Annotated in this window: 12 protein-coding genes; 7 read left to right on the plus strand and 5 right to left on the minus strand. The window is 31.7% G+C overall.

The features are described from left to right. The first annotated feature begins 105 nt into the window (after positions 1-105). The 4 genes from P9515_RS00220 (at position 106) to mrdA (ending at position 3,583) form a co-directional block, all read left to right on the plus strand. Positions 106-822: a PD-(D/E)XK nuclease family protein gene (locus P9515_RS00220; protein ID WP_011819370.1), complete on the plus strand. Its 717-nt coding sequence runs from the start codon at positions 106-108 to the stop codon at positions 820-822. Positions 823-908: 86 nt separating this feature from the next. Next, positions 909-1,517, plus strand: a complete 609-nt coding sequence (locus P9515_RS00225; protein WP_011819371.1) for a hypothetical protein — start codon at positions 909-911, stop codon at positions 1,515-1,517. A gap of 112 nt (positions 1,518-1,629) precedes the next feature. Continuing rightward, a complete protein-coding gene (locus P9515_RS09555; RefSeq protein WP_011819372.1) occupies positions 1,630-1,788 on the plus strand; it encodes a hypothetical protein in 159 nt (52 codons plus the stop codon). 4 nt (positions 1,789-1,792) lie between these two features. Continuing rightward, positions 1,793-3,583, plus strand: coding sequence for a penicillin-binding protein 2 (mrdA, locus tag P9515_RS00230; protein WP_071818443.1), 1,791 nt, complete (start codon positions 1,793-1,795; stop codon positions 3,581-3,583). Positions 3,584-3,616: 33 nt separating this feature from the next. Here the strand turns inward: mrdA and P9515_RS00235 are convergent, their stop codons facing one another. From P9515_RS00235 to P9515_RS00245, 3 genes are read right to left on the minus strand one after another with little or no spacing between them, the layout of a single operon-like run. Then, a complete protein-coding gene (locus P9515_RS00235; RefSeq protein ID WP_011819374.1) occupies positions 3,617-4,141 on the minus strand; it encodes an NAD(P)H-dependent oxidoreductase in 525 nt (174 codons plus the stop codon). An 18-nt stretch (positions 4,142-4,159) separates the two neighbouring features. Next, complete coding sequence (locus P9515_RS00240) at positions 4,160-5,962, minus strand: diflavin flavoprotein (protein WP_011819375.1); 1,803 nt, start codon at positions 5,960-5,962, stop codon at positions 4,160-4,162. A gap of 17 nt (positions 5,963-5,979) precedes the next feature. Next, positions 5,980-7,755, minus strand: coding sequence for a diflavin flavoprotein (locus tag P9515_RS00245; RefSeq protein ID WP_011819376.1), 1,776 nt, complete (start codon positions 7,753-7,755; stop codon positions 5,980-5,982). A 114-nt stretch (positions 7,756-7,869) separates the two neighbouring features. Between P9515_RS00245 and alaS the strand changes: the two genes are divergently transcribed. Then, a complete protein-coding gene (gene alaS / locus P9515_RS00250) occupies positions 7,870-10,530 on the plus strand; it encodes an alanine--tRNA ligase (protein WP_011819377.1) in 2,661 nt (886 codons plus the stop codon). Here alaS and speA read toward each other — a convergent pair. Next, the gene (speA, locus tag P9515_RS00255; RefSeq protein WP_011819378.1) at positions 10,515-12,461 is read right to left on the minus strand and encodes a biosynthetic arginine decarboxylase; all 1,947 of its coding nucleotides are present in this window, start codon (positions 12,459-12,461) and stop codon (positions 10,515-10,517) included. The two genes, alaS and speA, sit on opposite strands and share 16 nt — an antisense overlap. Positions 12,462-12,581: 120 nt before the next feature. Between speA and ndk the strand changes: the two genes are divergently transcribed. Then, on the plus strand, positions 12,582-13,040 hold the full coding sequence (gene ndk / locus P9515_RS00260; protein ID WP_011819379.1) for a nucleoside-diphosphate kinase: 459 nt from the start codon (positions 12,582-12,584) through the stop codon (positions 13,038-13,040). A gap of 12 nt (positions 13,041-13,052) precedes the next feature. Here the strand turns inward: ndk and thiO are convergent, their stop codons facing one another. Then, positions 13,053-14,156 (minus strand): glycine oxidase ThiO, encoded by a 1,104-nt coding sequence (gene thiO / locus P9515_RS00265; protein ID WP_011819380.1) that lies wholly within the window; start codon positions 14,154-14,156, stop codon positions 13,053-13,055. A gap of 82 nt (positions 14,157-14,238) precedes the next feature. Between thiO and gatB the strand changes: the two genes are divergently transcribed. After that, positions 14,239-15,711 carry an Asp-tRNA(Asn)/Glu-tRNA(Gln) amidotransferase subunit GatB gene (gene gatB, locus P9515_RS00270; RefSeq protein WP_011819381.1) on the plus strand — a complete coding sequence of 491 codons (1,473 nt, stop codon included), beginning with the start codon at positions 14,239-14,241 and terminating at the stop codon, positions 15,709-15,711. The last annotated feature ends 2 nt before the right edge of the window (positions 15,712-15,713 follow it).

Genomic DNA, 15,713 nt, shown 5'->3' on the forward strand with positions numbered 1-15,713 from the left:
ACACATTTGTTTTCCTGGTGAACATTTTGCAAATCATAATATATAAATTCTTTCGAGTGATTTTACAAATATTTTTATAATCTTATTATTGCCTACGAACTAACTATGGATGAAGTTATTAAATTAAGTAGGTCTACTGTTGAAAAATATCTTAATTGCCCTAGATGTTGCGTTCTTGATAAAAAGCATAAAATAAAACCTCCATCTTTACCCTTTACTCTAAATATTGCGGTAGATAATTTATGTAAAAATGAGTTTGATTATTACCGCGATTTGCAGGAACCTCATCCTTTATTTCTTAAGCATAATATTGAAGCTGTTCCTTTTAAACATGAAGATATAGATATTTGGAGAAGTAACTTTAAAGGGATAAGATACAAATCCTTTGAGCATCAGTATGATTTCGGTGGTGCTGTTGATGATGTTTGGCAAAAAAAGAATGGAGAGCTTATTATCGTTGATGTAAAAGCAACGTCACGAAATAATTTTGATTGGTTAGAAACTTTTAATAAATATGATTATGCAAAAGCATATAAAAGACAATTAGAAATGTATCAGTGGTTATTTAGAAAAAATGGTTTCAAAGTTGCAGATGAAGCCTATCTTCTTTATTTCAATGGAAAAAAGAATGAAAAGTTTTTTAATAATCAGTTAAAATTTGATGTCCATTTTATAAAGTTAGATTGTTCCTCATTATGGGTAGAAAGCAAAGTTATTCAAACAGTAAAGCTACTTAGGTCTAATGATTTTCCTCTGCCTTCTCTAAATTGTGAATATTGTAATTATTTAAAAAAGCGTTGGCAATTGTCAAAAATTAATTAATGATATTGTACAAATAATATTATTTGATATTTCTGGAAAATTTTTCAAATAAAGATAATCTTTAAGTAGAGAATAAATTAAAAATTTTGGTTAAACCGAATAGTTCTAATAATAAAATTAGCAACCATTTACAACAAGATATTGTAAAAATTGGAGGCAAAACGATATTTATCAATCCATTTTTATATTGGAGAAGGTTTGATGAAAATACTAATAGATGGTTGCGAGAACCAGGGCAAATGTCAGAAGAGCAAATTCAGCCAAATAGAAATCGGTTTTATCCCGAAATTGACTGGGCTGATTTAAGTCAAGATCAAAAGCTTATCAAAGATGCAAGTATAGAAATGTTTCTTAAGACTCTTGAACTTATAAGTACTTTTCATCCTCAGCTTAATTCCGGACAATTATTAGAAGTTGAGAGGAAAATGGCAATTACAAAAAAGCTACCTTTTGAAAGGTGGGTAAAAAAGTCTTTTGCGAAAAAAGCTAGAGCTGAAGAAAGCGAAAAAAGAAAATTTCAAAGAGATAGATTTATCAGAAGTTGGAAGGAATGGTTAATCCTTGAAAATACTCAACAAGCTCTTCTTCCTATAATTGTAATTATATTTATTTCAGCATTTATTGGCTGGGCGTCTGGTGTTTCAAAGAATAGTTGCAATCCTTATTTTGAACCAAATCTTGATCAGTCAATTTGAAATAATTGATTAAATAGTATTGTCATTCAGACATTAATATTATTTTGATGATTTGTAATTTATTATTTAGGATGATATAAAATGAATTTAGTTTTCATATTAATTTATAAAAATGTTTATGGATAATAAAGATAAAGAACAAGATATATCAAATTCGGAATTGAATAAAGAAAACCGACAAAACGATTATAAGTTTTTAGTTCATAAACTTAAAAGTATTAAGGCAATTATCAATATGTTAGAAAAACATTTTTTAGAGAAAGAGATTTAAATTTTTGGAAAAAAGAAAGTTGAATAATAAGTTTCCTTCATTCAATAGACAGCCTTTAGTTTTCTATTTAATTACTAGTTTATCGTTTATTTTAATATTAATTAGATTAATTTTTTTACAATTATTAAATCATGAGACTTATAAAAAAATGTCTGATGAAAATAGAATTAGGCTAATTGCAACCCAACCAATTAGAGGACGGATAATTGATAAAAATGGATTCATTTTGGCAGATAGCAGGTTAATCTATTCTTTAATAATTAAGCCTCAATACGTTAATGAGAGATTATGGCAGAAATATAAATCAAATATTTCTAAATTATTAAATATTTCATCTGATGCTCTTCAAAAAAAATATTCTGATGGTTTAGAAAATAATCAATTTTCAATAACTCTATTAGATGATTTGAAAGTTGAGCAAGTTATCAAATTTCAAGAAAATGAGAAGATGCTTAATGGTTTAGAAATTTCATCAAAAATAATTAGAAATTATCCATATAAAAATGTTGCTTCTCATGTGATTGGCTATACGCAACCCATAACAGATTCAGAATTTAATATTTTGTCTAAAAAGGGTTACAAATTAAATGATTTAATAGGAAGAACTGGAATTGAGTTTGTATTTGAAGATCATATAAGAGGGGAATGGGGTGGAGAAATGATTGAAGTAAATTCCTCGGGTACATTTACAAAATCTTTAGGGACTAAACCATCAAAACAAGGAAAAGATATTGAATTAACAATTGATTTGAATTTGCAATTAATTGCTGAGGACATGCTTAAAGATAAAAAGGGAGGAGCCATAATAGTTATGGATCCGAGAGATGGTGCAATAATAGTAATGGCTAGCAAACCGAGTTTTGACCTGAATTTCTTTTCAAAAGATTTTAAGCCTCAAAAAGAATATGATGCATTATTTAATTCTCCTGCTAAACCATTATTTAATAGAGCTTTAAACGCATACGACCCAGGTAGTGTTTGGAAAATTGTTACGGCAATCGCTGGTTTAGAAAGTGGAAAGTTCCCTCCTGAAACTTTTTTAGAAACTAAACCTTGTATTACTTATGGAAGTCAGTGTTTTAGAGAACATAATGACTTAGGGTTCGGAACTATAGGATATGAAGATGCTTTACGCGTTTCTAGTAATACTTTTTTTTATCAGATTGGCTATGGCGTAGGGGTAGATGAAATTTATAATGCTTCAAAGAAGCTTGGCTTTGCTTCATTATCTGGAATTGAAATTTCTGAACAAGAAAATATAGGTTTAGTAGCTAGTAGTCAATGGGCTAAAGAAGGAAGAGGATGGGGAGAACCCGGGAGAACCCCTTGGGTTCCAGAGGATATAGCGAGTATGTCTATTGGTCAATTTGTTGTGCAAGTGACACCTATTCAAATAGCTCGTGCATATGCTGCAATTGCAAATGGAGGTTATTTAGTAACCCCTTATTTAGTAAAAAAAGAGGGGCAACCTCTTTCATATCAAAGGCCTATAAAGATTGATATTGATCCAAACAATATTCAAATAGTAAAAAATGGTTTAAGAAAAGTAGTTGAGTCCGGAACAGGAGTTGCTATAAATTATGGAGTCTCTAATTTGCCACCAGTTTCTGGCAAAACCGGTACTGCGGAAGATGGAGAAGGAGGTCCCGATCATGCATGGTTTGTTTGCTTTACTCCTTCAGAAAACAGTGAGTTATTAATAGTTGCTTTTGCACAAAATACTCCTGGAGGAGGTTCTGTTCATGCACTACCTATGGCTAGAGAAATTTTAAAAGTTTGGAATAACAAGAAATAGATATGCAACATCAGAGTTTTTATATAAATTAATTTATAGTTTTAATTTTTTCATTTGTGTTAATCGTTTAATTATATCCTCAACGGTATTTATATCCACTGGTTTACTAAATGATGATAAAAGCTGTCTTCCTAGTACTTGACTTCCTAAGTGGACTAGTTGAATTCGTAATGTTGTTAGCAATTCTAATCCAACTCCACCCGAAAAGGTTGCTATGGCAATTGGTTGACCATTAAATAAATTTCTAAAATCATCTCCTGAGACTGATAGCCATGCAATCAAATTAGATAATATTGGAGGTATTGAACCGTTGTATTCAGGTGCACATATAATCCATTTTTCAATGGTAAAAAGCTTCTCTTTTATTTCTATTATTTCAACTGGGATGTCTTCTTTAGAATGAAATCTTGGATTGAATAATGGAATATCAAAAGTTGTGAGATCTAAAATCTCAGAATTTATTTTAAGTTCATTACTCTTTTCTTGAAATTTTTGGGCAAGTTCTAGATTTTTTCCACAACTAGCTGAAATTATTATTAGATCTTTGGAAGTAGTCATTAGTAAAAATAATTTAGTTTAATAGTTAGCTCCACTCTTCCGGTGATGAACAGCGGTTAGGCAATCTGATTTTAAAATATTCCCATGTAACACCTCAGCATATATTACCCAATGATCACCGCATTCCATTCTTTCTTTGATAGAAGCCTCTAACCATGCTAAAGAATCTGGAATAATTATTTGATTATTTGGTGTTAATTCGATATCTAAGCCTTCAAATCGATCTTCTCCTGGGGAAAAAGGTTTTGTAAATCTTTTTAAAGGTTCCCTGAAATCTTTATCGCTAAGAATATTTAGAGCGAAGGAGTCTCCTATTTGGAGAAGAGACTCTACTGATCTATCTTTTGCTACAGAAATACTTAATCCAGGAGGAGAAAAACTGGCTTGACTAACCCAAGAGGCAAGCATAGCTCCTTTTATATTATTTTCTTTTGTTCCTTTGGAGGCAGTGAGAACGCAAAGTGAACCAAGTACCCTTCCTAAAGCTTGAAATGTTGGATCAGTTTTACTCGATATCATTCCAGTATCAGATTTCCTTATTTTTTGTTTTGCTTTTTTTAAAATTTTTCTTCCAAAATGAGTACCAATTTCCTCAAGCTCTTTAATTTTTGGTTTGTTTGGGCTAAATTTTATTCTTATTGGATCAAAGCTGAATTTAAAGCCACCATCTTTTAATTTTGTTTCAAGTAAATCTATCGCTTCTCCACTCCATCCAAAACTACCGAAAATGCCAACTGGTTTATCTCTATTACCCTCTGATAATAAAGTTCCAAGAGCACTTACTATAGGAGTAGGTGCGTGCCCACCCAATGTAGGGGATCCTATCAGATACCCATCAGCATTTTGTATAGATTGTATAAGTTCATCATTCGATGTGAATTCACAATTAATACTATCAACTTCAACTGCTGTTCTATTTATACCTTTGGCTAAAGCATCACCTATTGAAGCTGTATTACCATATGCACTAGCGTATATTAAGCTAATTTTAGGATTGTTTGTTGAAAGATTTTCTCCCCATCTGATGTAGTCATTCAAAAAGCTTTTTAGGCTATACTCTATTGTTGGACCGTGGAGAGGAGCGATAGTTTTAATTTCTAATTCAGAAATTTTTTCTGCTATCGTAACGATTTGGTTAGACATTGGTGCCATAAGACAATCGTAGAAATGTTTCCTCTCAATTTCTGTACTGATTCGATTTGTCTCTGACCAATCTGTAGTTGCTATGTGAGCAGAAAATATTTTCTCGCTTATAAGTATTTCTTGGTCCGTTTCATAAATTATTAATCCGCCAGGCCATCGTGCAGTTGGAACAGGAATAAGTTCTAGTCCAGTACTTTCTAACTCTAAGTGAAGTTCTTTTTTGATGACATTAAATATGGGTAACTGAACTTCAATGAACTTTGTTGAATTAGGATTTTTTTGATTCCATAGTTCACTTATAAGTTTAAAACCAGGATTTGAACATGTGATGCTTAATTTATTAAATTTGGTACTTATAGCTTTTATGGTTTCAATAATTTTGGGGTTTATATGACCTGTAATGATATGAACTTTGTCTAAATTAAAATTATCAAAAATAGTAGAAATTATTTTAATAATTGTTTTTGAATAGTTTTTTTCAGGTGGATGGATAATGAAAAGTTCGTCATTACTTCTAATTAAAAAAGTATTGAAAGATGTTCCTTTTTCAAGATTAAATTCAAGTTCAAATCTTTCTTTATTGTGATCAAGAAATCTGATACAAGTAATATTATCAGTTATTTCAAATGTTGATAAATTTTTATTTTGTAAAAGTAAACCTTTATTAATTCCTGACATCTTTAACGAATGATTTATTAGTAGTGGTTCGCAACCTTCCTATGATGAACAGCTGTCTTACAGGATAAATCGGATACACTTCCATTCTCAACTATACCGTAAATAATCCAATGATCTGGAGTTTCTAACCGAGAACTTACTTTACAATCTAGAAACGCGAGAGAATCAGAAAGAACAGGACCTCCATTTGCAATGTTGCTAATTACATCAACATCCGCAAATCTATCAGCTCCAGGTGCAAATCTTTTTAAAAAATGTCTAAACATTTTTTGATAGTTATCCTCTCGTAAAATATTCACTACAAAACCCTTCCCAACTTGCATGAAAGATTCAATAGCTCTATCTTTTGCTACCGCAACAGTAATACCAGGCGGGCTGAAACTTGCTTGACTTACCCAGCTTGCCACCATAGCACTTTGTCTAAAAGTTGAGTTCTCTCCTTGACTTGCTGTCACGACATATAAACCACCGCTTAATCTTCCTAAAGCTTTATCCAAATTAGAATCAAGGCTTTTCATTGAGGCAATATTTTTTTTCTTATTGATTAATTGCCCCAAATCAGTTCCAGCTTCTTCAAATTGTTGATAGATAATAGGATCCGGAATATTTCTAACTCTTAGAGGTGAAAAAGCTTCTTTTTGTCCTAGTTCTCTTAATTTATTAGATAATGAATCTATAGGTTCATCATCGCCTCCAAAAGCATCGTAAACAGCTGTAAATTGTTTAGGCTTTAGTGCTGCAAAGAGAGTACCAAGAGATTCCTTTAAATCATTATCAGAATTAACTGGCCAAGTTGGAATTACTACTGCTTTAGATTCAGTAATTAAACCTGTTAATTCTTGAGAATCTGAAGATCTTAAATCGATTAATTGAACCTGAGCATCTGCTTTACTAATGCCGTGAGATATGGCTTGGCTTAGTCGATCACAATAACCATAATCACTTATATAGCAAACAGACACAAATTCATTGCCTTTACTCTTATTAGCGCTCCATTCTAGGTACTTATCTTTCCAAAAATTCACTTGATTATGAAGCAAAGGCCCATGACCAACTGCAATAGTTTTGAGTTCAGGCAACTTATTTATTCTCTTAATAGCTTGCAGAACACTTCTTGCATTTGGTCCCATTAGGCAATCGTAATAAAAACGAAAATCATCATATATTTCTTTTTGATTACTATCAAAAAATTCATCAGAGCAATAATGCAATCCAAAAGCGTCGCATGTATATAAAACATTTGTACCGTGATCGTAGGAGAAAATGGTATCAGGCCAATGTAAATTTGGCGCACTTATAAATTCAATATTATGATTTACTCCACTGGTGGGGTTATCTCCAAGATCTAAATATTGTCCGCTTTTTACTTCTAAACTTTTAAATGGAACATGTATTTGGTCCTCAATAAATTTAAGGGCTAATTTTGAACCGACCACTGTTATGTGAGGATTAAGGCTTAAGAGATTGCCTATTAAACCTGAGTGGTCCGGCTCTGTATGGCTAGTAATTAAATAATCAATTTTTTCAGGATTAACTTCTTTTAGTAATTGCTCAAACCATAGTTTTTTAAATTTAGAGTGGCTTGTATCAATGATTGCTAGTTTTTGACCCTGAATGATAAAACTATTGTATGTAGTTCCATTTCTTAACCCAAATTCAATATCGAACCTACTACGTTCCCAGTCTAAAGATCTGATTGCACTTGAGTCAGCCGCAAAAGTTTTATATTGTACAGATAATTTTTGCTCGACTTTGATCATATCTGAAGTACTTGTTTTCGCAGAAGTTATCATACTATTATTCTTTAGTATTATGACTTTAGTTAAATACAATATAAATCCGTGTGAATCTAAGTGTGGAATTACCGAATTTGTTTTTTGATCACCTTATTATTGATTCTGTTATAAATGAAATCTCAATCTCAAGCCACTCCAATTACAGGTGATGAAATAAGGAAAGCCTTTTTAGATTTTTATGAAAGCAAATCACATCTCATTATCCCCAGTTCTTCTTTGATACCTGATGATCCCACAGTGATGCTAACAATTGCTGGGATGCTCCCTTTTAAACCTGTATTTTTGGGGTTAAGGAATAGACCATCCCCTAGAGCTTCATCAAGTCAAAAGTGTTTAAGGACTAACGACATTGAGAACGTAGGAGTTACAGCAAGACACCACACGTTTTTTGAAATGTTAGGTAATTTTTCTTTTGGAGATTATTTTAAAAAAGAAGCGATTCAGTGGGCTTGGGAATTAATTACCGATATATATCACCTAAAGCCTGAAAATATAATAATAAGTGTTTTTCATGAGGATCATGAATCAGAAAAAATTTGGAGAGATAATATTGGTATTATTCCAGAAAGGATAATTCGTTTAGATGAAAAAGATAATTTTTGGTCTTCTGGCGCGACAGGTCCATGTGGACCTTGTTCGGAACTTTATTATGATTTCAATCCCGAAAAAGGACTCAAAAATATTGATCTAGAAGATGGGGATCGTTTTATTGAATTTTATAATCTTGTATTTATGCAATATAATCGTGATTCAAATGGGATGTTATCAGATCTCAAATTTAAAAATATTGATACAGGGATGGGGCTTGAGCGTATGGCTCAAATTCTTCAAAAAAAGACAAATAATTATGAAACTGATTTAATTTTGCCAATTGTAAAAGAGGCTGCTCTTATTGCTAATATCGATTATTTTTCTTCTGATGATCGTACTAAGATCTCACTTAAAATACTTGGCGATCATACTAGGGCGATTATTCATTTAATTTCTGATGGAGTAGTTGCGAGTAATCTAGGTAGGGGCTATATCTTGCGAAGATTATTGAGAAGGATGATTAGGCATGGCAGATTATTAGCCATAAAAGATGATTTTCTTTCTAGACTTGCATCCATTGGGATTAGTTTGATGCAAAATACTTATCCCGATTTAAAAAACAATAAAGAACGAATTTTAAGAGAGATTAATATTGAAGAAAAAAGATTTCTTGAAACTTTAGATCGAGGTGAAAAATTATTAAATGATTTAATACGTTCAGGTGAAAAATTAATCTCTGGAACTAAAGCTTTTGAACTATATGATACATACGGATTTCCTTTAGAATTAACTAAGGAGATACTTGAAGAGAAAAATATAAATGTTGATTTAGAGGGTTTTACAAGAGAAATGGAGGCTCAAAAAGAAAGAGCAAAAGCAGCCTCTCAAAAAATCGACTTAACATTAAAAGGATCAATTGAAAGAGAAATAGATTTATTTGATCAAACTATTTTCGAAGGATATGATTCTTTGAATTCTCAAGGAATAGTAAAAGGTATATTTTTTGAGTCAAATTCCGTAGAGAAAGCTATTCAAGGTCAAACTGTACAAATTATCCTCGATCAAACTTCTTTTTATGGAGAATCAGGCGGTCAAGTTGGTGATACAGGAACTATTTCTAGGAATGATGCAGAAATAGACATAGATAAAGTTATAAGGAAAAAAAATATATTTTTGCATTGTGGAACAGTAAGAAAAGGGGAAATTTGTAGAAATCAGTTGGTTGAAACAAGAGTTGATAAATTTAATAGAGCAAAAGCTGAATCAAATCATACTGCTACTCATTTACTACAATCAGCGCTTAAATTGATTATTGATAAGAGTGTTAGCCAACGAGGCTCATTAGTAGGTTTTAATAAATTACGGTTTGATTTTAATTCTCCTCAACCTCTGTCTAAAGAACAAATTTCACAAGTTGAATCTTTGGTTAATTCATGGATCTCAGAAAATCATCCTATTGAAGTAAAAAATATGGACAAAGACGATGCGCTTAAAGCAGGAGCTTTAGCTATGTTTGGAGAGAAATATGGAGATATTGTTAGGGTCGTTGATGTCCCAGGAGTTTCTATGGAGCTTTGTGGAGGGACTCATGTTCAAACAACATCTGAAGTGGGCAGCTTTAAAATTATAAGTGAAATAGGAATATCTTCAGGAATTCGAAGGATAGAAGCACTTTCGGGACAGTTGGTTTTAGATTATTTCAAAGAAAGAGATGAGACAGTAAATAAACTAAGTGATTTGTTAAAAGCAAGACCATCACAGCTTTTTGAAAGGATCGATTCTTTACAAACAGAGTTAGTTAATAAAAATAAAGAAATACAAAGAATGAAGGACGAAATAGCTTATTTTAAATACTCTTCGCTAAGTTCTTCAGCAAAGAAAATTGGATCATTTTCTCTAATTATTAATCAAATTGATGGTTTAGATGGAAGTTCTCTTCAATCTGCAGCATTAGATTTAACTTCTAAATTGGGAGATAAATCGGTTGTAATTCTTGGAGGAATACCAGATACAGAGAAAAAGAAATTATTATTTGTTGTCTCGTTTGGGGATGACTTAGTTAGAAGAGGTATGCATGCAGGGAAATTAATTAATGAGATATCACGTATTTGCTCCGGAGGAGGGGGAGGGAAACCTAACTTTGCGCAGGCAGGTGCCAAAGATATTGATAAATTAAATGATGCGTTGGAATATGCAAGAAAAGACTTGTGGGAAAAGTTACTAAGTTATTCTGATAAATAACTACTTTTTCTTAAACTCGTCTCTATTTGATCAATTAATTTTCGTGCTTCTTCAATACTCAAGGTTTTATTATTGATGGCAAATTCGGTATTAATTCTTATTGATTCGACTAAATTATCTGAACTGTAATCTAATAATTCTAAAATTTCTGATTTGCTGTTTTCTTTAATAATATTTTTAATTTTATATGTATTATCTTCATTTATATCAATATGAATAACATTAGTATTTCCAAATAGATTATGAAAATTCCCTAATGCCTCTTGATATGCACCTGCCATAAAGATTCCTATTAAATAATCATTGTTCTCTTCTGGGCGATGTAAATTTAGAAGTGATTTAATTTTCCCATTGTCAATAAAATTATTTAGTTTGCCATCAGAATCACAAGTTAAATCGGCAAAATTACCTTTACATATGGGTTCTTCTAAATGTCTGTGTATTGGAATAATTGGAAAAATTTGATTAATTGCCCAAGTATCCGGAATAGATTTGAAAACTGACAAATTAGCGTAATAAGTTGATGAAAGCGTTTCGGTTATCTCAGATAAGTCTGGATGGATAATTTTTTCATTATCTAAGTGACTTGAAATCTCTTTTGCACATGCCCATGTAAGTTCTTCGGCATAAGCACGTTCCCCCAAACTTATAAATCCCAATCTAAAAGCGACTAAGCAATCCTTTTTGAATTTTTTAGCGTCGTTCCATAATTCTATAATTTCAGATAAATCTTCTTTTTTGTTTCTAAGATTTTTAAGTTGATTATGGGTATCAATAAGATTTTTGATGATTAATGATGTCTTTTTTTGGTGTGATACTTTTATTTGAGAGCTGACATGACTTGTTCCTAAAACATCAAAAATTAAAACTGAACAGTGACTTACTATAGCTCTCCCGCTTTCTGAGATTATGATTGGATGTTGAATATTATTTACTTCACATGAATCTTTGATTGTTGCTACGACATCATTCGCATAGTTTTGAAGAGAATAATTTGTCGAAGTATTGGAAGACGTTTTAGTTCCATCGAAGTCTATTCCTAAGCCGCCTCCCACATCTATATATTTCATTGGTGCGCCTAACTTAGATAATTCAACAAATATTTGACTCGCTTCTTGCAATGCGTCTTTTATTACTGAAATATCACTTATTTGGCTTCCAATATGGAAATGCAGCAACTTCATTTCATTAATTAAGCTTGCTTCTTTAAGTTCTTTTATGGTTAACATTATTTCCGGAATTGATAATCCAAATTTGGAGTTATCTCCAACTGATTTACCCCATCTCCCACTACTTTTGCTTGATAACTTTGATCTGATGCCAAGTATAGGTGTTGATCTGAGATTTTTGACAGCTTCAATAATTCTTTGAACTTCATCTATTTGCTCAATAACTATAATTGGCTGTTTACCAAGTTTTCTGGCTAGTATTGCGATCTCAATATACTTTTTATCTTTATATCCATTACAAATTAAAAGTGATTTTTTATTTTCTAGCAATGATAATCCAATTAATAATTCTGACTTGCTTCCTACCTCTAAACCAAAGTCCCAATAATCTCCATATTCAATGATTTTTTCTAATACATTTTTTTGCTGATTACATTTGATAGGAAAAACTCCTTGAAAAATATTTTTATAGTTATAAGTTTCTATTGCTTGGGAGAAGGCATTATTTAATTCTGTGATTCGGTCTTTTAAAATGTCGTTAAATCTTAATATTAAAGGAGTATTTATTTCTCTACTTTTAATTTCATTAACAAGTTTAAAAAGATCAATTGTTTTTTTAGAGTTTCTATTTGGGGTTATCGATATATTGCCTAATGAATTTATTGAAAAATACTGATCTCCCCATTTATCAATACCATATGTAGAAATACTATCTTCTATGGTCCAATGTTTATTTAATTTTTTTGAGTCAAAATTTGTCAAATCTGTCTCTGTGAGTTATAAAAGTTTTGAAAATTAATCAAGACAATATCTATTATTTTAATGATTACTTGCCAAGTTAGCACCTAAAAGAAGAATATACATAGAGAGATTACTAATTAAATGATCAAAGAGAGAACGTTTCTTGCAATTAAACCAGATGGTGTTCAAAGAGGATATATTGCTGAGATTATTGGAAGGTTTGAAAAAAAAGGCTTTAAATTGGTAGGCTTAAAACAATTAATTCCATCAAAGCAACTTGCTCAAGATCACTATGGGGTTCATAGAGAGAGACCTTTTTTTAAGGATTTAGTTAACTTTATTTCGAGTGGCCCTGTTGTTGCGATGATTTGGGAAGGAGAGGGAGTAATTCTAAGTGCAAGAAAAATAATTGGTGCGACAAAACCTCTTGAGGCGGAACCTGGAACTATTAGAGGGGATTTAGCTATAGATATAGGGAGAAACATAATTCATGGTTCAGATGGAGAAGAAACTGCTAAATTTGAAATTAATTTATGGTTTGATCAACATGAAATATGTGATTGGGAGACTTCAGATTCTGAATGGCGAGTAGAAAGTTAAAGCAATTTATAATTAAAATCTGTTGAAACTAAATTTTTCTAGAAAATTAGTTTCAATTTTGTCTAGTGTTTTGTCTTGAATTAATTTGAACATAATATCGCTTGTAATTGCTGAAAAGAGTACTCCATTTCGATAGTGTCCGGTAGCTAAATAAAGATTACAGATGTCAGATTTTCCAATAATTGGCTTAAAATCTGGTGTACAAGGCCTAAATCCCCACCAATGTTCCATTTGTGGCCAGTTTAATGCTTCTGGTAATAAAGACTTTATACCTTCTTGAAGTTGTTTTATTCCCGTGGGAGTATTCCCTTGATTAAATTCAGCTTTATCCTCAACAGTTGCACCAACCACTATAAGACCATCATCTCTTGGAACTAAGTAGGTATTAGGACCAAATAGAACCCTTTTAATAGAATTTTCTGGACCTTGTATTGACAACATTTGTCCCTTAACAGGAAAGATTGGTAAATTATTTAAAAGTTTTTTACTCCAAGCACCGCAGCATAGAATTACTTTTTCCCCAAAAATATTTTTAATTTTTCCTGTAGCATTTAAAACTTTTGCACCAAGAATTGTATTTCTTTCTAATATCAATTCTTTTACATCTGCTCCCTCTTGAAATTTGACTCCATGCAAAGAACATGCACGTTCAAGAGCGCGCATAAGCCTCCTTCTATTATCTATTTGGCCATCTTGTTCAAAAAGTAATCCATGCTCCCAATTTCCATTGATTCCTCTAATTTCTTTCCTTAGGGTTTGCTGATTCAAATATTTTCCATACTTATAAGTTTTGAATTTCTTCAAATTTTTAATATTTTTAAACGGCACTATTATCCCACATTTTTTTAAACCACAATCAATACCACTATCTTGTTCGATATTTCTAATCCATTCTGGAATTAAATTTTGACTTTGTTGTCCAAATACAAATAATTCATCTTCAAGTCCCTCAGCATGGGTGGCTAGCATTCCTGCTGCAACGAAACCAGCAGATTCTCCTCTGTTTTTGCTTAAAACTTCAACTTTGAATTTGTTACGTGCAAATTCATAAGCAATAGATAAACCTATTAGTCCTCCACCAATAATTAAAATTGAATTTTCAGGTTCTGATTTCATTTAATTATTTTTATGATTTAAAGACGTAGTCTTATCATCTTTTACCTTATATCTAATAATATTAAGTGAAGAACATTTCATAATGAAAAATTTAGACCCTTGGGAAGCTGTGATTGGTTTGGAAACCCATGTCCAGCTTAATACTAAAAGTAAAATATTTACATCAGCATCAACTGCTTTTGGTGATGAACCTAATACTCATGTAGATCCTGTCGTTTGTGGATTACCAGGTACTTTACCAGTTTTAAATGAAACTGTTCTTGAGTATGCAGTTAAAACTTCTTTAGCTTTAAATTTGAATGTCGCAGAGCATTGTAAATTTGATAGAAAACAATATTTTTACCCTGACCTGCCTAAAAATTATCAAATTTCACAATTTGATGAACCTTTAGCAGAAAATGGTTGGCTTGAAGTTGAAATAGCAGAAAAAGATAAAGAAACGTATTTAAAAAAAATTGGGATAGAGAGACTTCATATGGAAGAAGATGCTGGTAAATTAGTACATGCAGGAAGCGATAGATTGGCTGGCTCTAAATATTCATTGGTTGATTACAACCGCGCAGGTATAGCACTAGTTGAGATTGTAAGTAAACCAGATATTAGAACAGGTAGAGAGGCATCAGAATATGCTTCAGAAATAAGAAGAACCGTTAGATATCTTGGTGTTTCAGATGGAAATATGCAAGAGGGTTCACTGAGGTGTGATGTGAATATTTCAGTAAGGAGAGGACCTGATAGCCCTTTCGGTACTAAAGTTGAAATTAAGAATATGAACTCTTTCTCTGCTATCCAAAAGGCTTGTGAGTATGAGATTAAAAGACAAATTGATGTATATGAGAATGGAGGAGAAATTTTTCAAGAAACTAGGTTATGGGACGAAGCTAAGCAATTAACAAAAAGTATGAGATTAAAGGAGGGTAGTAGTGATTACAGATATTTCCCGGATCCCGATCTTGGTCCCATTGAAATATCAAAAGAACAAAAAGATCAATGGCTTAATGAATTACCTGAACTACCTTCTAAGAAAAGACACAAATATGTCAAAGAATTTGGCTTGTCACCATATGATTCAAGAGTGATTTCTGATGAAGTTTTTATGGCTAATTTCTTTGAGGAAACTGTAGCAAACGGAGCCGACCCTAAACTTGCCTCAAATTGGATAACAAGTGATATTGTTGGTTATTTGAAATCAAATAAACAAATATTTGCTGACTTAAAGCTTAGCCCTATTTACCTTGCAGAGATGATTAATTTGATTTCTGAAAAAGTTATTAGTGGAAAAATTGCAAAAGATATATTACCAGAATTAATCAAGAAAAATATTTCTCCTCAAAAACTAGTTAAAGAAAAAGGCTTGGCGATGATATCTGATTCTGATAGTATTCTGCCAATTATTGAAGATCTTATTAATGAATTTCCTAAAGAAGTTGCCTCTTTTAAGGAGGGAAAAACTAAACTTCTTGGTTTTTTTGTAGGACAGCTTATGAAAAAAACTAAAGGTAAAGTAGATCCCAAACTTGCTAATAAACTTCTTGCGGAAAAATTAAATAGTTAATT

This window comes from Prochlorococcus marinus str. MIT 9515 (genome assembly GCF_000015665.1).
Taxonomy (GTDB): Bacteria; Cyanobacteriota; Cyanobacteriia; order PCC-6307; family Cyanobiaceae; genus Prochlorococcus_A; species Prochlorococcus_A marinus_P.

Bases quoted from the DNA above. Each gene is read 5' to 3' on its own strand.
- P9515_RS00220 (WP_011819370.1), top strand. From the start codon at position 106: ATGGATGAAGTTATTAAATTAAGTAGGTCTACTGTTGAAAAATATCTT.
- P9515_RS00245 (WP_011819376.1), bottom strand. From the start codon at position 7,755: ATGATAACTTCTGCGAAAACAAGTACTTCAGATATGATCAAAGTCGAG.
- gatB (WP_011819381.1), top strand. From the start codon at position 14,239: ATGAAAAATTTAGACCCTTGGGAAGCTGTGATTGGTTTGGAAACCCAT.
- thiO (WP_011819380.1), bottom strand. From the start codon at position 14,156: ATGAAATCAGAACCTGAAAATTCAATTTTAATTATTGGTGGAGGACTA.
- P9515_RS09555 (WP_011819372.1), top strand. From the start codon at position 1,630: ATGTTTATGGATAATAAAGATAAAGAACAAGATATATCAAATTCGGAA.
- P9515_RS00235 (WP_011819374.1), bottom strand. From the start codon at position 4,141: ATGACTACTTCCAAAGATCTAATAATAATTTCAGCTAGTTGTGGAAAA.
- alaS (WP_011819377.1), top strand. From the start codon at position 7,870: ATGAAATCTCAATCTCAAGCCACTCCAATTACAGGTGATGAAATAAGG.
- P9515_RS00240 (WP_011819375.1), bottom strand. From the start codon at position 5,962: ATGTCAGGAATTAATAAAGGTTTACTTTTACAAAATAAAAATTTATCA.
- ndk (WP_011819379.1), top strand. From the start codon at position 12,582: ATGATCAAAGAGAGAACGTTTCTTGCAATTAAACCAGATGGTGTTCAA.